20 protein-coding genes are annotated in these 24,343 nt (G+C 47.1%); 17 read left to right on the top strand and 3 right to left on the bottom strand.

All coding sequences use genetic code 11. The features are described from left to right. Nucleotides 1-101: 101 nt before the first annotated feature. A complete protein-coding gene (locus tag ACFQ2O_RS03740) occupies nt 102-248 on the top strand; it encodes a DUF305 domain-containing protein (RefSeq protein WP_377523068.1) in 147 nt (48 codons plus the stop codon). A gap of 149 nt (nt 249-397) precedes the next feature. On the opposite strand, the gene ACFQ2O_RS03735 is transcribed toward ACFQ2O_RS03740, so the two are convergent. Beyond that, nucleotides 398-1,459: a sialidase family protein gene (locus ACFQ2O_RS03735; RefSeq protein ID WP_377523067.1), complete on the bottom strand. Its 1,062-nt coding sequence runs from the start codon at nt 1,457-1,459 to the stop codon at nt 398-400. Nucleotides 1,460-1,632: 173 nt separating this feature from the next. Here ACFQ2O_RS03735 and ACFQ2O_RS03730 point away from each other — a divergent pair, with 173 nt between their 5' ends. The 13 genes from ACFQ2O_RS03730 (at nt 1,633) to ACFQ2O_RS03670 (ending at nt 19,267) form a co-directional block, all read left to right on the top strand. Then, nucleotides 1,633-1,872 (top strand): copper chaperone, encoded by a 240-nt coding sequence (locus tag ACFQ2O_RS03730; protein WP_377523066.1) that lies wholly within the window; start codon nt 1,633-1,635, stop codon nt 1,870-1,872. Between the two features lie 163 nt (nt 1,873-2,035). Continuing rightward, nucleotides 2,036-3,316: an efflux RND transporter permease subunit gene (locus ACFQ2O_RS03725; RefSeq protein ID WP_377523065.1), complete on the top strand. Its 1,281-nt coding sequence runs from the start codon at nt 2,036-2,038 to the stop codon at nt 3,314-3,316. Nucleotide 3,317: 1 nt separating this feature from the next. Beyond that, complete coding sequence (locus ACFQ2O_RS03720) at nt 3,318-5,264, top strand: efflux RND transporter permease subunit (protein ID WP_377523064.1); 1,947 nt, start codon at nt 3,318-3,320, stop codon at nt 5,262-5,264. A 14-nt stretch (nt 5,265-5,278) separates the two neighbouring features. Beyond that, nucleotides 5,279-6,532 carry a TolC family protein gene (locus tag ACFQ2O_RS03715; protein ID WP_377523063.1) on the top strand — a complete coding sequence of 418 codons (1,254 nt, stop codon included), beginning with the start codon at nt 5,279-5,281 and terminating at the stop codon, nt 6,530-6,532. Nucleotides 6,533-6,536: 4 nt separating this feature from the next. After that, nucleotides 6,537-7,808: an efflux RND transporter periplasmic adaptor subunit gene (locus tag ACFQ2O_RS03710; RefSeq protein WP_377523062.1), complete on the top strand. Its 1,272-nt coding sequence runs from the start codon at nt 6,537-6,539 to the stop codon at nt 7,806-7,808. Beyond that, nucleotides 7,805-8,923, top strand: coding sequence for an efflux RND transporter periplasmic adaptor subunit (locus ACFQ2O_RS03705; protein ID WP_377523061.1), 1,119 nt, complete (start codon nt 7,805-7,807; stop codon nt 8,921-8,923). Before ACFQ2O_RS03710 ends, ACFQ2O_RS03705 begins: the two co-directional genes overlap by 4 nt. A 101-nt stretch (nt 8,924-9,024) precedes the next feature. Continuing rightward, nucleotides 9,025-10,680: an alpha-glucan family phosphorylase gene (glgP, locus tag ACFQ2O_RS03700; protein WP_377523060.1), complete on the top strand. Its 1,656-nt coding sequence runs from the start codon at nt 9,025-9,027 to the stop codon at nt 10,678-10,680. Between the two features lie 70 nt (nt 10,681-10,750). Continuing rightward, nucleotides 10,751-13,423, top strand: coding sequence for a cation-translocating P-type ATPase (locus tag ACFQ2O_RS03695; RefSeq protein WP_377523059.1), 2,673 nt, complete (start codon nt 10,751-10,753; stop codon nt 13,421-13,423). Between the two features lie 101 nt (nt 13,424-13,524). After that, on the top strand, nt 13,525-14,523 hold the full coding sequence (locus tag ACFQ2O_RS03690) for a 2-hydroxyacid dehydrogenase (RefSeq protein ID WP_377523058.1): 999 nt from the start codon (nt 13,525-13,527) through the stop codon (nt 14,521-14,523). Between the two features lie 114 nt (nt 14,524-14,637). Further along, nucleotides 14,638-15,489, top strand: a complete 852-nt coding sequence (locus ACFQ2O_RS03685) for an ATPase (protein WP_377523057.1) — start codon at nt 14,638-14,640, stop codon at nt 15,487-15,489. Nucleotides 15,490-15,495: 6 nt separating this feature from the next. Then, nucleotides 15,496-16,863, top strand: a complete 1,368-nt coding sequence (locus tag ACFQ2O_RS03680; RefSeq protein ID WP_377523056.1) for an MBL fold metallo-hydrolase RNA specificity domain-containing protein — start codon at nt 15,496-15,498, stop codon at nt 16,861-16,863. Nucleotides 16,864-16,867: 4 nt separating this feature from the next. Then, nucleotides 16,868-18,361 carry a thymidine phosphorylase family protein gene (locus ACFQ2O_RS03675; protein WP_377523055.1) on the top strand — a complete coding sequence of 498 codons (1,494 nt, stop codon included), beginning with the start codon at nt 16,868-16,870 and terminating at the stop codon, nt 18,359-18,361. 9 nt (nt 18,362-18,370) lie between these two features. Then, nucleotides 18,371-19,267: a ribose-phosphate pyrophosphokinase gene (locus tag ACFQ2O_RS03670; protein ID WP_377523054.1), complete on the top strand. Its 897-nt coding sequence runs from the start codon at nt 18,371-18,373 to the stop codon at nt 19,265-19,267. A 252-nt stretch (nt 19,268-19,519) separates the two neighbouring features. On the opposite strand, the gene ACFQ2O_RS03665 is transcribed toward ACFQ2O_RS03670, so the two are convergent. Both ACFQ2O_RS03665 and ACFQ2O_RS03660 read right to left on the bottom strand, forming a co-directional pair. Beyond that, nucleotides 19,520-19,939 carry a metallophosphoesterase gene (locus tag ACFQ2O_RS03665; RefSeq protein ID WP_377523053.1) on the bottom strand — a complete coding sequence of 140 codons (420 nt, stop codon included), beginning with the start codon at nt 19,937-19,939 and terminating at the stop codon, nt 19,520-19,522. Nucleotides 19,940-20,081: 142 nt separating this feature from the next. Continuing rightward, complete coding sequence (locus ACFQ2O_RS03660) at nt 20,082-20,348, bottom strand: hypothetical protein (RefSeq protein WP_377523052.1); 267 nt, start codon at nt 20,346-20,348, stop codon at nt 20,082-20,084. Between the two features lie 169 nt (nt 20,349-20,517). Here ACFQ2O_RS03660 and ACFQ2O_RS03655 point away from each other — a divergent pair, with 169 nt between their 5' ends. The 3 genes from ACFQ2O_RS03655 (at nt 20,518) to ACFQ2O_RS03645 (ending at nt 24,068) form a co-directional block, all read left to right on the top strand. After that, on the top strand, nt 20,518-20,757 hold the full coding sequence (locus ACFQ2O_RS03655; protein WP_377523051.1) for a copper chaperone: 240 nt from the start codon (nt 20,518-20,520) through the stop codon (nt 20,755-20,757). A 268-nt stretch (nt 20,758-21,025) separates the two neighbouring features. Continuing rightward, complete coding sequence (locus ACFQ2O_RS03650; protein WP_377523050.1) at nt 21,026-21,319, top strand: hypothetical protein; 294 nt, start codon at nt 21,026-21,028, stop codon at nt 21,317-21,319. 382 nt (nt 21,320-21,701) lie between these two features. Next, on the top strand, nt 21,702-24,068 hold the full coding sequence (locus ACFQ2O_RS03645; protein WP_377523049.1) for a TonB-dependent receptor: 2,367 nt from the start codon (nt 21,702-21,704) through the stop codon (nt 24,066-24,068). The last annotated feature ends 275 nt before the right edge of the window (nt 24,069-24,343 follow it).

The following is a 24,343-nucleotide window of genomic DNA, read 5'->3' as shown; positions in this document are numbered from 1 at the left end:
CTGAACAGTATCATTGTAGCTGTTGGTGTAGTAGCTTTTGCCGGCTCACTGTTCATGCTGAGGAAACAGGCCTTCGTGGATGATAAACGGTTTCTAAATCCATGATCCCGCATCACTCCTCAGCCATTCTGGTAAGCCAGGACGCAAACATAAAAGACCCTGAAGTGAAGAGGCTAACGGAGCAGATCATAGAATCTCAGGAAAAAGAAATAGCAGAAATGAAGGCAATCCTAACCAGAATGAGGTAAATCTTATACTGTATCTATGGCCGGATCTTAGTCTTGGTGATGCATGTATAAAAACGAAGCTGCCTCTTTACTGAGGGGCAGCTTCGTTTGATAATAAGGTGGACTATTTCACTACCAAAGAATAGTTTAGACCTGTTAAGTTTTTACTGCTATATTTTCATGAAATGGATCTTGTTTTCATCTTCCCAGACACAAAGCGTTTTTTTATCCGGCATTTCAGCAGTTTCAATATAGCTGCCTTTCCCTATCACAGTTTCCGTATCTGCATTCAGGAATTTTAGTTTCAGATCTGAACCATCTTTCCAGGCAATAACCGGATTTGTTTTTCCGCTGATGCGGCAGTTCCGGCCTCTGCCAACTTGCACTTCCTGTTGGCCAGGCTTTGCATAGAAGACATTACCTTCCCGTTGCCAGGAAGTGTGAATCGCATTCTTACTATCCAGTAGAATGCCCCCTCCGTCCATGGGACATCCTTCCAGTTTCCAGGTGCCATTCCCTAGTTTCTGTGGCTGAGAAAAGTGTTGCCCGTTGTCAGTTGATTTGGTCAGGTAAAAATCCCGGGAGCCATCTACCCAGTTTCTGAACATCAGGATTACCTGTTTGCCTTCCACGTCTATACTTGGCTTACAGCATTCGCACACGGTGCTGTCTGGCGATACGTACACTATCTTGTTTTCTGACCATGCGGCGGCGTTTCCTGTAGTGGAGGCAAACACGATCCTGTTTTGTTTGGTGTTTCTTACATCCAGCCACACAGCATAAAAGGTGTCTTGTTCATCGGAGGCGATACTCATCAGGCCTTCTGGCACTGAGCCCGGCATGTCATTTACACCAGCTGCCTTTATCCACTTATTTATATCATGGTCCAGACTGTAGGTATGGATATTACCCTGCTTATCTATGGCAGTTACCACCGAGTAATTCGTTGAACTGGCAATCTGAGGCCCCATGGACATGCCCAAATACAGGCCCTTCAGCTGCCCCACCAGTACAGGTTCTGAGAAGGTTTGTCCGTTATCCCTGGACGTGACACAATAAATTCTGTCTTCCAAGCCATATACTACCCTGGTATCCCCTTTTGTATCTACTGCGATTTGTGGCTGACGACCTGCCAGGAGCAGGGTGTTTGTCGTTTCTTTTTCTGTTTTGCTACAGGAGGCATTTAAAATAAGAAACAAGACAAACGTTAGAAGCTGTAATGGTGCCCTCATTCTTTACAAGTTTAAGACAAAGTATACTGTAAGATAAGAGAATTTTTGGAAAGATTCCGCTTGAAGGCAGGTAAGCGAACATGCCTGATGAATACATACAGGCCTTAAAGCGTAGCCGTTGCACAACCTGGTGTAACCAGTCGCGTTCATTTTAAGCAAAAACATATATTCCTATGGAAGTAATCAAGTTCAAAACTAATGTAGAGAATGAGGAAGCTTTATCCAGGGTAGCGCCTTACCTGGATAAAGAAGAAAGTATCAGCAGGTGGAAACTAGATACTGGAAGCACAGAAAATATTTTAAGTGTCTCCGGTACAGACCTTGATTCCCAAAAGATTGAAAATGTGGTGCAGCAAGCAGGATTCAAAGCTGAAATCATCCGGGTTATAGGCATCAGTGGCAAGGACTTGTAAAACCGCTAACATTAGCCATCAGAAATTTTTCGGACACAGCCTTTCAGTAAATTGTGCCGGAGTGTCACCCATGCGCCCTTCTTTTAATTAGTGACCATTGTCATTGTTTATTAAAAGATAAGCCCGCATATTGCTATAGTTCTGGTTTTATATGCGGCACGACATGATTGAAAAAATTGTTTCCTGGTCCATTCGTAACCGCTTCTTTGTATGGCTCGGCATTATACTGGTAGTGGTGGGTGGGTTTTATTCCATTAAAGAGACACCGATCGATGCCTTGCCAGACCTCTCTGAAAACCAGGTGATCATCTACACGGAGTATATGGGGCGGAACCCCAAAATCATGGAAGACCAGATCACTTACCCGTTGGTCTCCAACCTGCAGGGAATCCCCAAGATCAAGTCCATTCGGGCTGCCTCTATGTTCGGTATGAGCTTCATTTTCGTGGTGTTTCAGGATGAGGTGGACGTGTACTGGGCCCGTACCCGTGTGCTGGAGCGCCTCAACTATGCACAGCGCTTCCTGCCGCAGGGAGTCACCCCAACCCTGGGCCCGGACGGGACCGGCCTGGGGCACGTGTTCTGGTACACGCTGGAGGGCGATGGCTATAACCTGGGAGAGCTACGGGCTCTTCAGGACTGGTATGTGAAATTCGCATTGCAAAATGTAGAGGGCGTGAGCGAAGTGGCTTCGTTCGGAGGTTTTCAGAAGCAGTACCAGGTAACGATTGATCCGCATAAGCTGGTGTACTATGATGTGCCTTTGATGGACGTTACCCAGGCGGTTGCTGCCAACAACCGTGATGTAGGGGGCAGCCTATATGAAATGAACTCTACCAGCTACTTGGTCAGGGGGCTGGGTTATATCGCCAGCCTGGAAGACATAAAGGAGATATCCATTGGTACCTATAAGTCTATTCCTATACGCCTCAGCGACATAGCCGATGTGCAGATGAGTACCGATCTGCGGCTGGGTATTACCGAGGAGAACGGGGAAGGTGAGGTGGTCGGGGGCATTGTGGTCATGCGCTTCGGGGAAAATGCCCGGGATGTGATTGCGCGGACCAAGGTTAAAATGGAGGAAGTGGCGAAAGGGCTACCGGAAGGGGTGAAGTTCAAGACAGCCTACGACCGCAGCGATCTTATCCTGGCTTCCATCAACACCCTGACAGAAGCACTTTGGCAAATGATCCTGATCGTGTGCATTGTCGTAATTCTATTCTTGTTCAGTTTCCGTACAGGCCTGGTAGCAATCGCCTGTATTCTGCTCTCAGTGCTTATCGGCTTTATCCTGATGCGGCTGTTCGGGGTTACCTCCAACATCATGTCGCTGGGGGGCATTGCCTTGGCTATTGGGGATGTGGTGGATCCCGCTATTGTTATGGCAGAGAATGCCTACCGATCCCTTACCAAAAGGGTTTTAACCAATGAAACAGGCAGGTAGTATGGCAGGATCTAAAGAAAACCCGGGAAAAGAGCGTATCGGACACACAAACGAGATACCGGAAGAGGAGCGCGTATCTATTATCGAAAATTCTTCCCGTACACTGGGGCGGTCTGTTTTCTTCTCGGTCCTGATCATGATCATATCCTTTGCGCCTATACTTTTCCTGACAGGCCAGGAAAGGAAACTGTTTTCGCCCCTAGTGCTTACCAAGACATTTTCGCTTATTGGTGCTGCCATGCTGGCCATTACAGTAGCCCCCATGCTTACAAGGATGCTGGTTAAGGGGAAACTCATACCGGAGAGCCGTAACCCTGTTTCCAATTTCTTTGTCAGGTTGTACCGGCCTGTTGCCCGCTTTTGCCTGGAGTGGCGCAAAAGTGTGCTGGCTGCTTGCGTCGTTTTGTTGTTAGGCAGTGTCCCCTTTGTTATCAACCTCGGCACGGAATTCATGCCACCCTTGGATGAAGGCTCTCTGTTGCTGATGCCCGTTACGTTGCCGGATGTTTCCAATTCGGAAGCGAAGCGCATCATGCAACTGCAGGACAAGATCATCAAAGGCTTTCCGGAAGTAGAGAATGTGCTGGGCAAGGCAGGTCGCGCCTACACGGCTACTGACAACGCCCCCATCAGCATGATTGAAACCATTATTGTACTGAAACCAAAGAAGCAGTGGCGGGATGGTCTTACCAAGGACATGCTGATCCGGGAGATGAACGAGAAGATCCAGATACCAGGAGTGGTGATAGGCTGGACCCAGCCCATCATCAACAGGGTAAACATGTTGTCAACCGGTATCCGGACTGATGTAGGCATTAAAATATATGGCAGTGACCTGGACAGCATATATGCCATTTCCAGACAGGTGGAGAACACGATCAAAGGTATAGAAGGCCTGGAAGACCTGTATGTGGAGCAGCTTACCGGCGGAAAATACCTGGACATACAGATACGGCGCCCTGACATTGCCCGCTATGGGTTGAATGTGGATGACGTGAACATGGTCATTGAAAGTGCTCTGGGCGGCATGGTGCTCACTACTACCGTGGAAGGGAGGGAGCGTTTCAGCGTAAACCTGCGGCTGGCGCAGGAGTACCGCAACGACTTGGACGAGATCAGAAGAATTCCGGTACAAACCATGGCCTATGGGGTAGTGCCGCTCTCCGCTGTGGCCGACATCAAGGTTTCGGAAGGACCGCCCATGATCAACTCCGAGAATGCCATGCTCAGGGGAACGGTGCTCTTCAACGTGCGGGGCAGGGATATGGGCAGCGTGGTGAATGAGGCAAAGAAAAGAATAGATGAGGCCTTTGAAAAGATGCCCCAGGGGTATTTTGTGGAGTGGAGCGGCCAGTATGAAAACCAGGTGCGGGCACAGCAGCGTCTCAGTATCATCATTCCCATTGTGCTGCTGATCATTTCATTTATACTTTATATTACCTTCCACTCTTTTAAATGGGTGCTGGTGGTGCTCCTCAGCGTGCCGGTAGCGCTAATCGGCGGGGTATACTCGCTTTACTTTTACAATGTGAACTTCTCTGTGGCGGTGGCGGTGGGCTTTATCGCCCTGTTTGGCGTGGCTGTAGAGACAGGCGTGCTGATGATTGCCTACCTGAACGACACGATCCGGAAGCTGGTGGCAGAAAGGGGCAATGGCCGGCAAAACATCAGCTTCCCCATACTTAAAGAAGCCATTTTAGTTGGCGCCACCCAACGGGTACGGCCGCTGTTGATGACCGTGCTGGCTAATATTCTCGGACTGATACCGGTGTTGGCCTCCACAGGTACGGGTAGCGACGTCATGAAGCCCATTGCCATTCCCTTCGTGTTTGGGTTGATGTCGGCTACGTTGTTTGTTCTGATCCTGCTGCCGGTCATCTACAATCTGCTCATGGAGTGGGAACTGAAGAAGCGTGGGGCCTTGTCCGTGTTGGAAATTGAGGAATAGCAAAAGAGACGAGCATGAAAAGGATAAGTCTGTTGTTAATCGGTCTTTTGGTTGTCGTCGCCTCTCTTCGGGCGCAGGATACGGTGCGTCTTTCTTTGCCACAGGTCTTTGAGCATATTGATGAAACTTACCCACAGTTGCGCCTCTACGAGAACAGGATAAGAAGCGTCAGGGCCTTGGCCGAGGGGGCAAAAAGCTGGATGCCACCCACTGTTTCGCTGGCCCTGGACCAGTTCCCGTACCGGAAGGAGATGGTGGAGTCCATGCCAGTCAATCTGGCGGGCTATATGGTGTCAGTGCAGCAGATGATCCCCAACCCAGCTAAGCTCAATGCCCGGAAAAGCTACATCCTCTCGCAGGAGAATGTTTTGCGGCAAGAAGAAATGTGGGCGAAAAACGTGCTGCACTACACGGCGCGTTTTTACTACTACCGCCGCTACACAGCCGAAAAGAAAATAGAGGTGATAAGCGAGTACGGCGACTTACTGAGGATGCTGATTACAACAGCAAAGGACAGGTACGTCTATAATCAGGCTGACCTACCCACGGTGTTCAAGGCAGAGGCCCTGTTGAGCGAACTGAACAATATGGAGACCATGCTACGGTCGCAGGTGGCCGAGAGCAGTATAGGCCTCAACACGCTGATGAGCCGGGAGGTAAACACGCCTTTTCTAATCGATTCTGTCTTACAGCCAACCGACTACCATAGCGATTATGCGTTATTGGCCGATTCGTCTTTCCTGAAGCGTAGCGATATTCTGGCGGTTGAGAGTCGTATCCAGTCCATGCGCAGCAATCAACGGTTGATGGCTACCGGTGCCAAGCCTGACTTTGGTATTCAGTTCAATCACAGCCAGATGAAGGAAATGCCAAACACATTTTCCATAATGGGCATGGTCACAGTCCCTATTGTCCCCTGGTCATCCCGGATGTACAAGTCTGAAGTACGTTCGATGGAGTTCGAGATACAGGCCATGGAGAATGAAAAAGCAACCATGCAACTGATGGCCAACCAAATGATCCGGGAGCGGATCACCATGCTTGTTTACGAAAGCCGCCAGTTGCAAAACTACGACACGAGCATTCTGCCGGCCTACCGCAACAACCTGGAAAGTAATCTGCTGGCCTACCGACAGAACACCGGAAGCTTCTTTGTGCTGCTGGATGCCTGGAACATGCTGCTGATGAAAGAACTGGAACGCATCGATAAGTTGGGGCAGGTATTCAACCTGCAGGCTGAGTACGAATACCAACGGGAAATCAACTAAGGCCATGAGAAAAAGTATCCAGTTAGGAACGAAACGGTGCTCGGCGACAGTCATTATGGCTTTCCTGTTGCTGGTAATGGTGGCTTGTGGGACGAACCCCGAAGAGGAATACCAACAGGGGCATCAGGGAGATTCATCTCAGCATGGTGCCGGAAAGGAGCAAACAGCAGACAGCATGGATGAAGCCTATTGGAATACCTTTCCTGCTAATCAAACTGTTATTTCCAGGCAGGCAGTGGTGCAGGCAGGCGACAGCAGCATGCGGTACAGCTTTTCCGGTAATGGCTATGTCGATTTTGACCAGCGGCGCAGCCGAAAGATTGCGGTGCGTGTCGGTGGTCGCATCGAGCGGCTGTATATAAAGTATAACTACCAGTATGTACGGAAAGGAGAGAAGCTGATGGAGCTCTACAGCCCGGAACTGAACACGTTTGTAGAGGAGTTTTTATTTGTCAGCCGCCAAAGCAAGGATCCGGTGCTGCTCGACAAGGCAAGGCAGAAATTGAGGCTCCTGGGATTGACAGAGGCTCAGATAAATCAGTTTACCCGCAGTGGCCGGGCACCTTTTACCATTTCCGTTTACAGTCCCTACGAAGGATACGTGTTGTTTAGCCCCTCCGGCTCTGGGGGTGGTATGGGCGCCGGAGCCGGTACAGAAAGCGGGGGTATGGGGGGAATGGCTGCAGCCGGCCGCTCCACCGGCAGTTCCGGCACCGTCTTACCCGATAACAGCATTAGAGAGGGCATGTATGTGAGCAAAGACCAGACGGTATTCTGGGTAAACGACTTCCTGGAAGCCTGGGGCGTCGTCGCTTTTACCAGCGAAGCAGGGTCTGTCCTTGAACCGGGGCGGGAGACCGTGGTTACAAGCGAGCTGTTCCCGGAGAGACCCATTCGTGCAGTTATCGGCATGGTGGAGCCGGTGTACTCCAGCGGACAAAAATTTACGCAGGTGCGCCTGTACCTGCCCAACCCCAATCGCCAGCTGAAGCAGAACTCTTTGCTCACGGCAAAAGCCTATGTTCAGAGGACGTCGCCTGTGGTGCCGGCCACCAGTGTTTATTACGTGGGCAGAACAGCCATTGTGTGGGTACGGACAGGAGTGACAGAGAGTGGAAGTAGCATTTTTCAGGCAAGGGCTGTCCGTGTTGGCCACCGTGATAAGGAGAGGGTAGAGATAACTGAAGGCCTGAAGGCACAGGACTGGATAGCTCTGGATGCCGCTTACCTGGTTGACAGTGAAACCATCATACAATATTCAAGTCGGGAATTATGAAAATAGAATTAGCAACTATAGGCAGGTGGGCACTTTTTCCGGGAATCATGCTAATCGTTTCCTGTTCAGGCGACAAGGAGCCACATCCGGCACATGAGGCCAGCAGCGCTGCCGGGGACATGGATATGATTACACTCAGCAAACGTGAGGAACTATATGCTAATATCACCCTTGACACGGCAAGGATTAAACCGATAAGTGAAACAACGACGCTGGTGGGTACAACGGCCTTTGATGAAAGAAAGGTAGTAGTGGTCACCTCCCGCGTACGGGGCCGGATAGATAGGTTATTCGTGCGCAACCCATTGGAGCGGGTAAGGCAGGGCCAGTCGCTGTACGCATTGTACAGTGAAGAACTGCTTTCGCTTGAAAAAGAGCTGCTAAATGCCTTGCAGCAGCAAGAAAAGTTCGGCGCTACGCAGGAGGTGATGAACCAACTGGTGGAAGGTGCGCGTCAGCGCTTGCTGCTATATGGGCTGACAGCGGCACAGGTGCGGGAAATAGAGAAAAGCGGAGAAGCCTCATCACTCGTCACCTTTTACAGCCCTACATCCGGTTATTTGACAGAATTGCCGGTAAGCCAGGGCCAGTATGTGGAGACGGGGGCACCTTTGTTCCGGATTGCGGATGTCTCAGCTTTATGGATCGAATCTCAGATGTACACCAGCGAACTGCACTGGCTAAGCAAGCAACCCTCCGTTCTCGTTACGTTTGAGGCTTTTCCGAATGAGACATATACAGCGGTTCCGGTATTTGATAACCCAACGGTGGAACCCGGGCAGAAAATCAGCCTGGTGCGCTTCATGATTAAGAATCAAGGAAATAATATCAAGCCAGGCATGATGGCATACCTGAGCGTACGCAGGAATGAGAAACGTGCCTTGGTCATACCCAAATCCGCCATTTTAATTGGGAGCATGACAACGGCCTGGGTAAAAACAGCTGACGGCATGTACGAGAACAGGGCCATAGATACAGGTATACAGAACAAACTGGAAGTGGAAGTGCTCAGCGGCATAGAAGAGGGCGAAGTGGTGGTGGCTACCGGCGCCTATGCCCTTAAGGGTGCCCAGGTGCTGAAGAGCGGCACCGGCATGGGCGGCATGAAGATGTAGTTTCGCATAAGCGGGATCTGCTACCGGCTTATATCTCTGCTGCTAAGTTTGATACATCGGGAGGCTTGGTCAAGCGAGTATTTACCATAAAAATTAATGCTATGATGGACTTTAAAAGGGAATTGCATTCTTACGTTTATCCTGCCGCATACCAGAAGCGTGTGGCTTACTTCTCGATGGAGTTCGCCATTGAACAATACCTCAAGGTGTATAGTGGGGGGTTGGGCTTTCTGGCTGGCTCACATATGCGGAGTGCCCACCATTTAAAGCAGAACATGGTAGGGATAGGCATTTATTGGAAGTACGGATACTATGATCAGGTACATAAGTCAGACCAGACCATGGACGTCCTGTTTCTGGAAAAAATTTATTCTTTTCTGCAGAAAACAGACATTCGGTTTGAGGTTACCATAAATCATAACCCTGTTCAGGTAGGTGTTCTATACCTTGCCCCACACGTTTTAAATACTATCCCTATCTTTTTCCTGACTACTGATCTGCCCGAAAACGACTACCTGGCTCAAACTATCACGCATAAGCTGTATGACACGAATCAGGAAGCCAAAATTGCGGCAAGTATTCTACTTGGGGCAGGGGGGCATAAATTGCTGGAAATTTTAGAGCTTGCCCCGGATGTATATCACCTCAACGAGGCACACGCACTGCCACTTGCTTTCTCCTTATTTCATAAATACAAAAAGGTAGAGGAGGTCAGGAAACGGTTAGTGTTTACCACACATACACCCGAAGCAGCCGGGAATGAGAAAACGGACATACGGCTGCTGGATAAGATGGGCTACTTCACCTACCTGCCTTTGGAGGAGGTAAGGCACATCACGGGTATAAAAGGGGATACCTTTGACCATACACTGGCTGCCTTACGCTTAGCCCGAAAGGCAAATGCCGTTTCCCGTATGCACGGGGAGGTAGTTCAAACGCTATGGGGTGGTCACCCGGGAATTTGCCCTATCACCTACATCACCAACGCACAAAGCTATGCTTACTGGGCAGATCAGCCTATGTATGAGGCCCTCCAGCAAGGGGACGACGAAAAGCTCTTTCTAAGGAAGCGGCAACTTAAAAAACAGCTATTAGAGGTAGTGGCCGATCAAACAGGTGATTTGCTGGACGAGAATGTCTTTACAATCGTTTGGGCACGGCGCTTTGCAGCCTATAAACGGGCAGACCTGATCATGGAAGATATGGCACGCTATGAGCAGATGATAACTGACCCCGATAAACCTGTTCAAGTAATATGGGCAGGGAAGCCATACCCGACAGATTATACTGCTATTTCTGTGTTTGATAGACTGGTACATCATAGTAAAAAGTATCACCACTGCTCCGTACTGGTGGGGTATGAGCTCAAACTGTCACAACTCCTGAAACAGGGGGCAGACCTGTGGCTAAGCAACCCGCTGGTAACGCATGAGGCGTCGGGCACAAGTGGTATGTCAGCTGCCATGAATGGTGCTGTTTTGCTTTCAACTGCCGATGGTTGGGTGCCGGAATTCATCCAGCATGGCAGCAATGGGTTCATGGTACCTACTGTAGACCCCACGCTGCCATGGCACGAGCAAAACAGGGTAGACGCAACCAATATTATGGATACACTTCAGCACGATATTCTGCCATTATACTATAACCAACAGGAGAAGTGGTTGTCAATCATAAAGAATAGCATGCAGGACATCATGCCATATTTTGACTCTGATCGCATGGCTCAGGAGTACTACGAGAAGTTATACAATGCTTGATTACACAGCAAGTGATAGAAAGTAGCTTAAGCTTTCACCCGAAGGGAAGTTCAGCATAATAAAAGGAAATATGATCGCTCAACAACCATACACAAAAGACACTGCTGTTCTTGCCGCCGAAATGCACTCAGAGGTACAGCGGGGGCTTTCGGGCGAAGAAGCAGAAAAGCTGTTAGTGCAATATGGGCAGAATACTATCCAATCTGAAAAGCAGAAAAGTATTGGTGCCATGCTTTTGCAGCAATTCATGAGCCCAATGGTATTGCTGTTGGTAGTCGCTGCCGGGTTATCTTTCCTTTTTAAGGAATGGCTGGATGGAACGGCTATCCTGGCCGTGATCATCATCAATGCATTGATCGGATTTTATATGGAGCACCAGGCCAATCGCTCCATGAATGCCCTGAAACATATGGTCTCTCTGTCAGCCAAGGTCATTCGCGATGGCAGTCTTCAGGAGGTACCTTCCGAAAATGTAGTGCCAGGCGATGTGCTTTATGTGGAAGCTGGGGACATGATTCTGGCTGATGCGCGCATTTTCAACGCCACACAGCTGGAGGTGGATGAGTCTGCATTAACCGGAGAATCACTTCCTGTGGCAAAAAACGGAGCAGTGTTAGCAGGGGAGGTGCCACTGGCTGAGCGGGTTAACATGCTCTTTAAAGGAACGTTTGTGACCAAGGGGAACGCGTATGCCTTAGTGACTGGAACCGGCATGGGCACAGAGCTTGGCAAGATAGCTTCCATGGTACAACAGGCCAAACAAGCCGCCACCCCTTTAGAGAAAAAGCTGGAACAACTCAGCAAAAAACTGATCTGGATAACCGTGGGGCTGGTAATAGTGATTTTCTTTGCCGGTCTGGCGCAGGGCGCTGAATGGGTGAAGGTACTTGAGGTATCCATTGCGCTGGCGGTGGCTGCCATTCCGGAAGGGCTGCCGATCGTGGCTACACTGGCACTGGCACAGGGTATGCTCCGGATGGCGAGACATAATGTGATTGTTAAAAGGCTGGCTGCCGTAGAAACCCTTGGAGGTACCAATGTGATCTGTACAGATAAAACCGGAACCCTTACTCAGAACATAATATCAGTCAGCACCATTCTAATACCCTCCGGTAGAGCGGAAGTAATGTACTATCCTGACGGGACTGTAGCAGTTCCAAAGGAAGTCCAAAACTCAGTTAACTTTCAAAAGATTGTGGATGCCGCTGTTCTTTGTAATACGGCTAACCTGGAGCTGAAAAATAATGTTCTGCGAGAGGTGGGGGATCCGCTGGAAGTAGGCCTACTGAAGTTTTCTACTGCTGAGGGTAAAGACATACATCAGGTAAGAGAGCAGTTTCCCAAAACAAGAGAAGAGGCATTTACCTCTGAGACGAAAGTTATGGCTACGCTCCATGAAAACGGGAGTACTTCTATCGTGTTTGCCAAAGGAGCCGTGGAAGAGCTATTACTAAAATGCACCTGGATTCTGCAGGAAGGAGGACCGCAGGATTTTTCAGACAGCCAGAAAGCAGCCTGGATTGCCCAGACTGAGCAGTTGGCGTCGGAAGGCCTGCGGCTGCTGGCCTTTGCTTATAAGGAAGCACCCTCCTTACAAGAAAGCTTAACACAGGGGCTGGTTTTTACAGGTGTTCTCGGGCTTTTGGATCCTCCGCGACTAGAAGTATCAGCTGCCCTGGATGAATGTAAGTCCGCCGGTATCAAAGTCATCATGATAACCGGCGACCACCCGGCCACAGCAAGAAACATTGCCTTAAAGCTAGGGCTTATAGGCAAAAATGAGCTCCCGATCATGCATGGTAAAGACATGAAGGATTATGCCGGCCTAACTAATCAGGATAAAAAAAGGTGGTTGGAAACCGTAGTTTTTGCTCGTGTTACGCCCAAACAGAAGATAGACTTGGTGACACTACTGCAGGAGAGCAACTACATTGTCGGGATGACAGGGGATGGCGTCAATGATGCGCCTGCGATAAAGAAGGCCGACATTGGTATTGCGATGGGCCTGCGTGGCACACAGGTGGCGCAGGAAGTATCGGATATGGTCTTAAAAGATGATTCTTTTACTTCTATCGTAGTAGCCATTAAACAAGGCAGGATCATTTTTGAGAACATTAAGAAGTTTGTGGCTTATCTTCTTTCCTGCAACCTCAGCGAGTTGTTCGTGGTCGCTTTTTCTTCTGTTTTGAACCTGCATTTTGCATTGGTGCCGCTGCAAATTCTTTTTATAAATCTTGTTACCGATGTGCTTCCGGCTTTGGCTTTAGGCGTCACCGAGGGGAATGATTTGATCATGAAAGACAAGCCCCGGAACCCGGACACTCCCATCCTTGACAATAAGCAGTGGAGGGCTATTTTTACCTATGCCGCTGTCATAACGTTCTGCGTGCTGGGTGCGGTGTTTGCCAGTCACTATTTGTACCACCAAACAGAGCTATGGAACCCGCAACTGTGTAACAACATCCTGTTCTTCACGCTGGTGTTCTCGCAGCTGTGGCACGTGTTCAACATGGCCTCTGCAAAGGTGGCTTTCTTTAAAAGTGAAGTGGTAAAGAACAAATATGTATGGTATGCGCTTGCCGTATGCATTGTGTTAGTTTCTACTGTGTATTTCATACAGCCACTTAGAAATATATTGTCGATTTATGCCATGAGTGCTGGAGATTGGATCATCAGCCTTGGCTTTAGCTTTCTTTCCCTGCTGATCATTCAGGTTTTGAAAAGAACGGGGGCGGTTACATAATGTATTATGGTGTTACTTAGGACAGTAGAGTCTGACAGTCAAGGATAATCACAAGACTAACAGACTATATATTGCCTCAATATAATGAATATCAATAATTTATGAAAGTTGCCGTGTACAGTACACATACCTTCGAGAGAAGTTTTATGGAGCAGGCCAATGACGCCAAGCATGAGCTTCTTTTCCTAAAACCCCGTCTCTCAGCTATAACTGTTAATCTGGCTCAGGGGTGCCAGGCAGTGTCCATCTTTGTCGGCGATGATGCCTCCCGGCCAGTACTGGAAGCGCTATCCGAAATAGGGGTGCAGTTTTTAGCGTTGCGCTCTACTGGTTACAACCATGTAGATTTAAAAGCAGCTGCCATGCTACAAATGCGGGTCGCCCGTGTGACCGAATATTCCCCCTATGCTGTAGCTGAACACAGCGTGGCCCTTATGTTGGCACTGAACCGGAAGCTAATAAAGGCACATGCCCGTGTTAGGGAGCTTAATTTCTCTTTAGATGGGCTGGTGGGTTTCGATATGCACCGCAAAACTGTGGGGATAATAGGATTAGGGAAGATCGGTAAAGTAGTTGCAACAATCCTGCGTGGCTTTGGGTGCGAAATCCTGGTTAGCGATCCATTACCGGACTATCACTTTGCTCTTCACCTTAAAATTAAGTATACCGATGTTGATACCCTCTGTACCCAATCAGACATTATCTCCCTGCATGCACCTCTTACCGAACAGACCAGGTATTTGATCAATGCCGAACGGATTAGTAAAATGAAAAAAGGCGTGATGCTGATCAATACCAGCCGAGGTGCCCTTGTGAATACGAAGGATGTCATTCAGGGTTTAAAAACTGGTCAGATTGGCAGTTTAGGACTAGATGTGTACGAAGAAGAGCAGAACCTGTTTTTTGAAGATCATTCCGAAGAAATCCTGCAGGATGATGTAATTGCCCGTTTGCTGACATTTCAAAATGTACTTATTACCAGCCACCAGGCTTTCTTAACAGACACTGCTTTGCAAAATATTGCCCGCACCACCATCTATAACTTAAAATGTTTCGAGCAGGGGGTAGTTGGAGTAAATGAGCTTAACGAAATGATGTAAAGGTAATTGCCCTGTTCACCTATCTAGATGTTGTTTCTGGAGATAACCAAACTTAGAAAATCGGAAGAGTAAAGACAATAGACTTAGAAAAGAAATAGTAAAATGTCGCCTACTATGTATATACAAAAAGCATCAGGAGAAAAAGTCCCTTTTTCGGAGGTTAAACTGCGTAAGTCCTTGGTTAAGGCCGGGGCAGAAAAGAAACTGGCAAATGAGATAGCTCACCAGATAGGGAAAAATTTAGTACCTGGCTCTTCTACGCAACAAATATATGAAGAGGCCTTCGTGCTTTTGGCTAATAAGTCTCAGCCTGTTGCAGGAAAATATAAGTTAAAGGCTGCTATCATGGAATTAGGTCCCTCCGGATTTCCCTTTGAAAGGTATGTTGGAGCGATTCTGAAATACCAGGGGTTTGATGTGCAGGTAGGGCAGATCATACAGGGGCATTGTGTTAGCCATGAGATTGATGTGATAGCCTTGATGGGAGATCAGCATTTTATGGTAGAGTGCAAGTTCCACAACCGACCTGGATTCCGATGCGATGTTAAGATTCCACTCTATATCCAGTCTCGTTTTCTGGATATAGAAAAACAGTGGCTATTGATACCAGGACATGGGACAAAATTCCATCAGGGTTGGGTTGTCACCAACACCCGGTTTACCAGTGATGCCATCCAGTATGGGACTTGCGCCGGCTTACATCTGGTTGGGTGGAACTATCCCCCTAAACGTAGCTTAAATGGAATGATTGATGCTGCAGGTTTATATCCGATTACCTGCCTGACATCTCTTACCAAAGCTGAAAAAGGCAAATTGCTAGAAAGCGACATAGTGCTTTGCCAGGAGCTATGCGATCATGAGGAGCTGTTGCACAAGCTGGGAATAAGTCAAGAACGAATCCCAACTATCCTGAAAGAAGGGTATGAGCTATGTCATAATCCTGCTTATCAAAATACTTTAAAATGAGAAGTTATGGACGCTAAAATAACTATACAGTTCCTGGGAGCCGCAGGTACTGTAACCGGTTCTAAATATCTTGTCAAAGCCGCAGGCAAGCAAATTTTAATTGACTGTGGCTTGTTCCAGGGACTAAAAGAGCTGCGGGATTTAAACTGGGAGGAGCTGCCTTTGCAGGTATCGGAAATTGACCTTGTGCTACTAACGCATGCGCATCTTGACCACACAGGATATTTGCCTCGCTTGGTAAGTATGGGATTCAAAGGGAGAGTTTTAGGAACAGCACCCACCCTGAGCATAACCGAAATAATTTTAAAGGATAGCGCAAAAATTCAGGAAGAAGATGCTGCACGTGCAAATAAGCAGGGGTATTCAAAACATAAACCGGCAAAGCCGCTTTACACCCTGCTGGATGTAGAGCGCACAATAGCTTATTTTTCATCACAACCACTAGATGTGTGGGTTGATTTATCCCCAGGTATCCGGGTTCGGTTCAACTATAACGGGCACATCATCGGCGCTACCTTTATTGAGCTGGAGGTAGAGGGGAAAACGCTTGTTTTTTCAGGTGACATCGGGCGGGAAAATGATATGCTGCTTTATCCTCCACATTTGCCGAAGCAGGCGGATGTTTTGCTTATAGAAAGTACCTATGGTAACCGCGTGCATCCTGCTGTAGACGCTGAACTTGAACTAAAAAACTTAATCTGGGAAGTATGGGAAAAGAAAGGACCTCTTATCATTCCAAGCTTTGCAGTTGAACGTACCCAGAGCTTTTTATTTCTTTTATGGAAAATGAAGCAAAAAAACAGCCTGCCTGACATACCCATCATTATGGATAGCCCCATGGGAAGATCGGTGCTAAACATATTCCATCATGCCCCTGAGTGGCACAAGATGTCCCCTGAAGAATGTGCTGAAATGTGCGAAAATATCAGGGTGGTAAAAAGCATAGCTGAAAGCAAAAGTGCTGTTAATACTCCTGGTCCGAAGATCATTATTGCCGGAAGTGGCATGGTGACAGGCGGAAGGGTTTTAAGCTACCTAGAAAAACACCTGGATGATCCTGATGCAACTATTTTGCTCATCGGTTACCAGGCGGAAGGGACACGTGGCAGGCAGCTGCAGGAAGGAGCGCAAGAACTGAAAATGTTTGGCCGTTATTTTCCTGTGCGGGCAACTGTTAAACACATGGAAGGGTTATCGGGGCATGCTGACCAAAGTGAACTTATCAGATGGTTAGGAAAACTGACGAAGACCCCTGAAACCATATTTATTGTCCACGGGGAATTGCCGGCTGCAGAAGCCCTGCAGAGCAAAATAAAAGAAGTTTATGGCTGGGAGGCCACGCTTTCTGCCTTGTATAGCATTCACGAGGTATAGTCACATGATGCACGATCAATTAAAATTCAAGAAACTAGGTATTGACACGCAGCAGGAGCATGTGGTCTATATGCGCTCAGATTGCCACATATGTAAATCAGAGGGCTTTTCAGCCTTAACCCGCATAAAAGTGTCGAACAACGACAAATCCATAGTGGCTAGTCTAAATGTAATAGAGTCCGAGCTTTTATCCCTAGGCGAAATCAGTTTGTCAAAAGGAGCCCGGGATGCTTTACAGGTGTCCGAAGAGGCTTACTTGACTTTATCCCATATACCTCCGGTAGAATCAATGAAGTCTGTACGGTCCAAGATTTATGGACACAAGCTTACCTTCAACGCACTTCAGGAAATCATGGTGGATATAGTTCAGGGGAATTACTCGAATGTGGATATAGCTGCTTTTATTACAGGCTGTGCCGGGAAAATGAGTGTAGAAGAAGTTACCGGTCTGACGAGGGCTATGGTGGAGGTGGGCGAAAGGCTTGACTGGGGAATACCTGTAGTAGCTGACAAACACTGCGTAGGTGGTCTGCCCGGAAATAGAACCACTCCTATAGTAGTTTCTATTGTTGCCGCCTGTGGGCTAACAATTCCCAAAACTTCATCAAGGGCTATTACCTCGCCGGCAGGAACAGCCGATACCATGGAAACTATTACGCGTGTTAATCTCTCTCTTGAAGAAATTAAGCAGGTTGTTAAAAAAGAGGGTGGATGTTTTGCCTGGGGTGGATCCGTTAAATTAAGTCCGGCAGATGATCTGCTTATTCGGGTGGAACGGGCACTGGATATAGACAGTGAAGGACAATTGATTGCCTCGGTGTTATCTAAAAAAGTTTCGGCTGGCGCCACGCATGTCGTCATAGACATTCCCGTTGGTGAAACTGCCAAAATAAGAAGTCGCAAAACAGCAGAGACGCTTAAAGAACGCCTGGAAAAAGTAGCTGCCACCGTTGGGCTCCGGTTAAAGGTTGTGCTAACAGATGGCAACCAACCTGTAGGCCGGGGCATAGGCCCCGCCTTAGAGGCAATGGACGTGCTAGCTGTGCTTAAAAACGATACTTCTGCTCCCCAGGACCTGAAGGAAAGAGCAGTACTATTAGCGGGTGCCCTGCTGGAATTAGCAGGAGAAGTGCCAAACGGGCAAGGTGTTGTGGTCGCTAAGGAAGCTTTAGAATCAGGCAAAGCTTTTGAAAAGTTTAAGGCTATCTGTCTTGCGCAAGGAGGCTTTACCATGCCTGCCTTTGCTGCATTTAGCTATCAGGTTAAAACGGAGAAAGCCGGCACAGTAAACAAAATTGATAACCGCCGGCTTGCAAAAGTTGCCAAGCTTGCCGGCGCACCAGATGATCCTGCAGCAGGCGTTCTATTCGCTGCGCCGTTAGGAAAGAAAGTAGCAGTAAACGAGGTGCTGTACACCATTTTTGCAGAGTCGGAGGGAGAGTTATCCTATGCCCTGGATTACATAGCCAACGAAAAGGATATTATTACCATCATCTAAAGTATACTTATGGACTGGCTTGTATTTGGATTACCCGGAAATGAAAACTTAGCAACACAACTTTCTGAACAGTTGCAGATTCCTTGTGGTGGTGCTACTATCAGGCACTTTCCGGATGGGGAAAGCTATGTTCGGATTCTCTCTGACGTGCAGAATAAAAATGTGCTGCTGGTGATGACGTTGGATCATCCGGATGATAAACTTTTACCATTATATTTTTTCATCCTTGCTGCCAGAGAACAGGGTGCCAAAAAGGTTGGACTGGTTGCCCCTTACCTTGCCTATATGCGACAGGACAAACAGTTTCTCCCCGGAGAGGCAGTTACTTCAGGTTACTTTGCACACTTACTTTCTCAGCTGACCGACTGGATCGTTACCATAGATCCACACCTCCACCGACGCGGCAGTATGAGCGAGATATATACGGTTCCTGTTACTGTGCTGCATGCGGCTCCCCTGATCTCGAAGTGGATTAAAGATAATGTGAAGAATGCGCTTATCGTGGGGCCTGACAGTGAGAGTGAGCAATGGGTAAAGGAAGTGGCTAGAGAAGCAGAGGTACCCTACATAGTGCTTGAAAAAGTCAGAAAAGGTGACCGCCAGGTAGAAATAAAAGTCCCGGATGTTTCCACCTGGAAACACCACCGGCCCGTTTTAGTAGACGACATTGTCTCTACGGCCAAAACAATGATTATCACCGTTCAGCACTTGATCCGGGCAGATTTCCAGAACCCCATTTGCATAGGAGTACATGCTGTTTTTGCTGAAAATGCATTCGAAGAGCTCAAAGCAGCAGGAGCTGAAAAAATAATTACCTGCGATACGATACCACATGCTTCCAATGGTATTTCGGTATCAACGCTTATTTTGCCAAACCTTTTATCCATGACTAGAGATAAGGAATAGAAAACGTAGAGGCACTCGGTGGATTGTTGGAAGGAGAAGTGGGTGTATAAAAATTAGTTTGCAGTTAGCAGGTATACTACAAGGCCTACCAATAAAATAAGACAAGTCCATGCCGAATACCAGAGTATTCTTGCAACCTGGTCAGTTGAGCTGAATGTTTTTTTTAGCTGTGTTAAATACATCCCACTAATATGAAGAACAGCACCTACTAATATAATGACGAAAGCATAATCACTTGCTATACTTCCCCATTTAGCACCAAGGCCAAAGCCAAGTATAAGCTTTGGACTCGTTTACCAGAAAATAGCAGTTATACTTTTGCAGTACCTGTTCCAGGGTATCTATGCCGGCACTTGCTTTGTAGTCGTTGTTACCTGGAATGCTTACCTTTTTTATACTTTGGTTTAGCAAACTGAAGAAACTTTTAACCGGCTCCATACTTCCAGAAGAGTCAAGTGTATCCCCGGCGATCAGGAGCAGGTCTGGGTTAATTTGGTTAAGCTTAGTTGCGAGTTTACGATGGTGCGGGAGTAAGTTTTGCTTAAAATGCAGGTCAGTAAGAAGGGCCAGTTTTATTTTTTTACCGCTGCTTTTGCGGCCGATATCAAAGGATTTTACATCAAAGAAATACTTCTCCAGAATAAGGGCATCGAGCAAAACTGCACCGGCCATGGCCAGGGCTATACTTACCTTAAAGATTTTTTCCTGTTCATACTTCTTTACCGCGCCGTGTTTGGTGTTATGTATACTTCGCTTGCCAAGTGCTTGTTACCAACGGCTTTGTCGATGCTGGCTTATTGGTTAGTTAACCATCTCAGGTAATTATGCCCAGGTACAAGCCCTTCAGCTGCCCCACCAGTACAGGTTCTGAGAAGGTTTGTCCGTTATCTTTGGACGTGACGCAATAAATTCTGTCTTCCAAGCCATACACTACCCTGGTATTCCCTTTTGTATCTACTGCGATCTGTGGCTGACGACCTGCCAGGAGCAGGGTGTTTGTCGTTTCTTGTTCTGTTTTGCTACAGGAGGTATTTAAAATCAGAAAAATGACAAACGTTAGAAGCTGTAATGGTGCTCTCATTCTTTATAAGTATAAGACAAAGTATACTGTAAGATAAGAGAATTTTTGGAAAGATTCCGCTTGAAGGCAGGTAAGCGAATATGCCTGATGAATACATACAGGCAAGCGTAGCCGTTGCACAACCTGGTATAACCAGTCGCGTTCATTTTAAGCAAAAACACATGTTGCTATGGAAGTAATCAAGTTCAAAACTAATGTAGAGAATGAGGAAGCTATATCCAGGGTAGCACCTTTCCTGGATAATGAAGAAAGTATAAGCCGCTGGCACATTGACACAGAAAGTCGTGATAAGTTGATGAGCGTTTCTGGTACAGATTTGAATCCCCAACAGATTGAAAACGTGGTGAAGCAGGCAGGGTTTAAGGCTGAAATCATTCGGGTTATAGGTATCAATGGCAAGGACTTGTAAAACCGCTAACATTAGCCATCAGAAGCTTTTCGGACACAGCCTGTTAGTACATAGTGCTGGAGTGTCACCCATGCGCCCTTCTTTTAATTAATGACCATTGTCATTGTTTATTAAAACATAAGCCCCGTATATTACTATATCTCTGGTTTTATACGCGGCACGGCATGATTGAAAAAATTGTTTCCTGGTCCATTCGGAACCGCTTCTTTGTGTTGCTCGGCATTATACTGGTGGTGGTAGGTGGGTTTTAATCTATTAAGGGATCCCGGTGGACGCCTACGGCCTGCCTAATCCTTACCGCTTTTCCATTGACAAAGAAACCGGAATGATTATAGCCGGCGATGCGGGGCAGGTGCTGCGCGAGGAGATGAACGTGATCAGTAAAGGCGCTAACTATGGCCGGAACGTGAAAGAAGGAACCACTTGCTTTAACGCAGCCGATAACAAGAACCCGCTGCCTGACTGTCCTGACAGGGGTTGCCGGGGCAGGTCACTGGTAGGACGTATACTGCCGGTAATGGGTATGAAAATCACGGTATTAGACTTGGCAATAGTAGGATAGATGCAACCTTACGTAAACACAAAGGTATGTGTACGGAGGGCTTGACTTTTCTGCAGGGCGAGAATCTTTAACAGGTGTAAAGTTTGTGATGCAAGACAGTCTGCTGGCGATGTTGATAATGAGTAGTCGTTTGGGATATGGATCGATCCTAATGGAGCCTTGTATGTTATAAATTACGGAGTCGCTGTAAAAGATATGAGTCAAACTGCACTGTATGTCTATTAGCTGGCTCAGGAGTTAGATGAAGAATTTCCAGAAGGTAGATAAGTTTTATTTTATTAAATAAGAGCAACACTGTAGCTACTTCATATTGGCAGGTCATTTTTATGTGCTCTTGTGAATTCAACTTTCGAATACATTTCAGCATCAAGCTCTCATTAATATGGTAAAAAGCATACTTTTTTCACTCATCTTTCTTCTCCTGTATATATCATCAGCAAGTTCTCAGGTTCTAAGCAGTCTGTCAGGCAAAGTTCAGGATGAGCACGGTGCTGCTATTCCAGGAGTATCAGTTTACCTACTGAATACTAACATAGGTACTAGCACAGGCTTCCAAGGTGAATTTATTATCAATCAAATTCCACCAGGCTATTACATTGTGCAGATTAGCGCCATCGGGTACGCAACTGTTACCAGACGCATAAACCTCGAAAGAGAAAATATAGAAATAGACATCCAGCTAGTCGGGGCAAATAAACAACTGGGAGAAGTAACTGTAACCGCGCAGAAATGGGAGGAAGACCCACAGCAGATCCCTATCAGCATCTCAGTTCTCTCGACAAAAGAAGTACAGGACTACAGGCTTTGGAACAGTCGGGAAATTACTGCCATTGTCCCTAATTTATATACGGCTGATCCTGGAGACAACCGGAATGTAACTTCCATCAGGGGCATTACCACCACATCGTATGACCCTGCGGTAGCGACCTACATTGATGGTGTGAATCAATTCGGGTTAGATACTTACATGGCAGAACTGCTAGACATTGAGCGAATTGAAGTACTTCGTGGTCCACAGGGAACGCTTTACGGTAGAAACGCTATGGGAGGTGTAATCCATATCATTACAAAAGAACCGACTAATGACATCGGGGGCTCTGCAGAAGTTAGCATTGGCAACTACGGCCAGTGGCGCTACAGTGCTGCACTGCGTGCTCCGCTTGTTAAAGACAGGCTTTTCTTTGGGGTGGCAGGACTATATAGGAGGCAGGACGGCTATTATAAAAACCAGTTTGATGACTCAGATTTTGACAAACAGAAGGTATATATGGGGAACTATTACATGAAGTTCCTGGCAGGACCTAAACTTGATTTTACTTTAAATCTAAAGCACATCACCAACAGAAACAGGGGAGCTTTCCCGCTGGTATTCAGCCCGGAAGAAGCTTTTGTCAACTCTTTCAAAGTAAACCAGAATGCTATTGGAGAAATGATAGACAACACATTAAATGCTTCGCTGTCCGTCAGGTATTCAACCAGCACCTTTATGTTTACATCGCAGACGGCTTACCAGTCCAACTACAGGTACTATGATGATCCATTAGACGGCGATTTTTCTCCAATTGATGGTGTCTCAATTGTGAACAACTATGGCAATGAATGGAACAGGGTACAGGTGCAGACACAGGAATTTCGCTTAACATCTCCTGGTACAACTACATCTGCCCTTCAGTGGATAGCAGGTGCTTACGGTTTTTATAACTACAGTCCTGTGAAACAAGGTGTCCACTTTGGCGAAGATGCCGAACTGGTTGGTGCCCCATTTCCTAACTTTACAAGTATCAGTACCAACAAAGGGGAAAGCTATGGTGCGGCGCTGTATGGGCAAGGCACTTACGTCTTGAATCCTAAATTTGAAATTACAGCTGGCATCCGTTACGATTACGAGAACAAGAAGCAGGGCATCAAAGGCGAATTTCAGATGGATGGAGAAGATGCCTTTATTACCAGAACAGACACGGCTGCGGAGGACAGTTTTACAGCATTTTCACCAAAAGCCGGGCTGACATTCCATATAACGGAAAATAACCATTTGTATGGCACCTACAGTCGCGGGTATAGAGCCGGTGGCATTACCCAACTCTCTTCAGATCCATCACAGCCTCCGCTCTACGCCTACAAGCCTGAAACCAGCAATAACTTTGAAATAGGAATAAAGAATACATTTCGGCAAAATAAATGGAGAATAAACTTCGCTGCTTTCTACACGAAAGTAGCAGACGCCCAGGTACCTACATTGGTACTACCCGAGGCAATCGTAATAACTCGCAATGCGGGAAAACTGGACAGCAAAGGGGTGGAGCTTGAAATTTCGAGCGCGTTGGCAAAAGGGTTGGAGTTAACCTATAATGGGGGCTACACAGATGCAGTTTATACAACTTTGAAAGGTGTGTCTGACGGAGAAGAGGTCTCTTTAAATGGCAACAGGCAGTTGTTCACACCTGAGGTAACTTCCATGCTAGCTCTGCAATATGGTTTTGAACTGGGTGGATCTCATAACTGGCAACTGGTGGCACGGGGTGAATGGCACTACCTGGGAGAGCAGTACTTCGACCTGACCAACCAGATAAAGCAGGAAGCTTATGGTTTGCTCCACGCCAGGGCCGGCATCTCGTCAAGAAAGTTAGATGTGTTTTTCTGGGGCAGAAACCTGGGAGACAAGAAATACATAGCCTACGCTTATAACTTCGGGGCGACTAGGCTTGGGGATCCTGCTAATTATGGTTTTTCTGTCAAGTACAGACTTTAATTTGTAAATGTGAAAAGTTTGATGACAGAAACAAGTTACTGAATCATAATCATAGGCAAAGGGAAATATGCTGGGGAAGAGAAGGCTGCATGGGATGGCGTTTCCGGGGAATTAAGAGCAATAAGATGAGAACTAAAGAAACATATGGGTAAGTAAACATGCATTTATTTATCATAAAAAATTGATACACATACACACTCCAGTCCTTTACTTCTTTGGGAGTACAGTTGCTGCTATATCCTCAATTAACTTCTCTTTGATCTAACTCTTCTTTT

Source organism: Pontibacter rugosus (assembly GCF_042678745.1).
In the GTDB taxonomy this organism is placed as follows: Bacteria; Bacteroidota; Bacteroidia; order Cytophagales; family Hymenobacteraceae; genus Pontibacter; species Pontibacter rugosus.
Note: the sequence above shows the minus strand (reverse complement) of the source record. Positions and strands in the feature narration are given on the sequence as shown.

Bases quoted from the DNA above. Each gene is read 5' to 3' on its own strand.
- ACFQ2O_RS03680 (WP_377523056.1), top strand. From the start codon at position 15,496: ATGGACGCTAAAATAACTATACAGTTCCTGGGAGCCGCAGGTACTGTA.
- ACFQ2O_RS03685 (WP_377523057.1), top strand. From the start codon at position 14,638: ATGTATATACAAAAAGCATCAGGAGAAAAAGTCCCTTTTTCGGAGGTT.
- ACFQ2O_RS03710 (WP_377523062.1), top strand. From the start codon at position 6,537: ATGAGAAAAAGTATCCAGTTAGGAACGAAACGGTGCTCGGCGACAGTC.
- ACFQ2O_RS03690 (WP_377523058.1), top strand. From the start codon at position 13,525: ATGAAAGTTGCCGTGTACAGTACACATACCTTCGAGAGAAGTTTTATG.
- ACFQ2O_RS03655 (WP_377523051.1), top strand. From the start codon at position 20,518: ATGGAAGTAATCAAGTTCAAAACTAATGTAGAGAATGAGGAAGCTATA.
- ACFQ2O_RS03645 (WP_377523049.1), top strand. From the start codon at position 21,702: ATGGTAAAAAGCATACTTTTTTCACTCATCTTTCTTCTCCTGTATATA.
- glgP (WP_377523060.1), top strand. From the start codon at position 9,025: ATGATGGACTTTAAAAGGGAATTGCATTCTTACGTTTATCCTGCCGCA.
- ACFQ2O_RS03670 (WP_377523054.1), top strand. From the start codon at position 18,371: ATGGACTGGCTTGTATTTGGATTACCCGGAAATGAAAACTTAGCAACA.
- ACFQ2O_RS03740 (WP_377523068.1), top strand. From the start codon at position 102: ATGATCCCGCATCACTCCTCAGCCATTCTGGTAAGCCAGGACGCAAAC.
- ACFQ2O_RS03715 (WP_377523063.1), top strand. From the start codon at position 5,279: ATGAAAAGGATAAGTCTGTTGTTAATCGGTCTTTTGGTTGTCGTCGCC.
- ACFQ2O_RS03725 (WP_377523065.1), top strand. From the start codon at position 2,036: ATGATTGAAAAAATTGTTTCCTGGTCCATTCGTAACCGCTTCTTTGTA.
- ACFQ2O_RS03735 (WP_377523067.1), bottom strand. From the start codon at position 1,459: ATGAGGGCACCATTACAGCTTCTAACGTTTGTCTTGTTTCTTATTTTA.
- ACFQ2O_RS03675 (WP_377523055.1), top strand. From the start codon at position 16,868: ATGATGCACGATCAATTAAAATTCAAGAAACTAGGTATTGACACGCAG.
- ACFQ2O_RS03665 (WP_377523053.1), bottom strand. From the start codon at position 19,939: ATGGCCGGTGCAGTTTTGCTCGATGCCCTTATTCTGGAGAAGTATTTC.
- ACFQ2O_RS03695 (WP_377523059.1), top strand. From the start codon at position 10,751: ATGATCGCTCAACAACCATACACAAAAGACACTGCTGTTCTTGCCGCC.
- ACFQ2O_RS03660 (WP_377523052.1), bottom strand. From the start codon at position 20,348: ATGAGAGCACCATTACAGCTTCTAACGTTTGTCATTTTTCTGATTTTA.
- ACFQ2O_RS03705 (WP_377523061.1), top strand. From the start codon at position 7,805: ATGAAAATAGAATTAGCAACTATAGGCAGGTGGGCACTTTTTCCGGGA.
- ACFQ2O_RS03730 (WP_377523066.1), top strand. From the start codon at position 1,633: ATGGAAGTAATCAAGTTCAAAACTAATGTAGAGAATGAGGAAGCTTTA.
- ACFQ2O_RS03720 (WP_377523064.1), top strand. From the start codon at position 3,318: ATGGCAGGATCTAAAGAAAACCCGGGAAAAGAGCGTATCGGACACACA.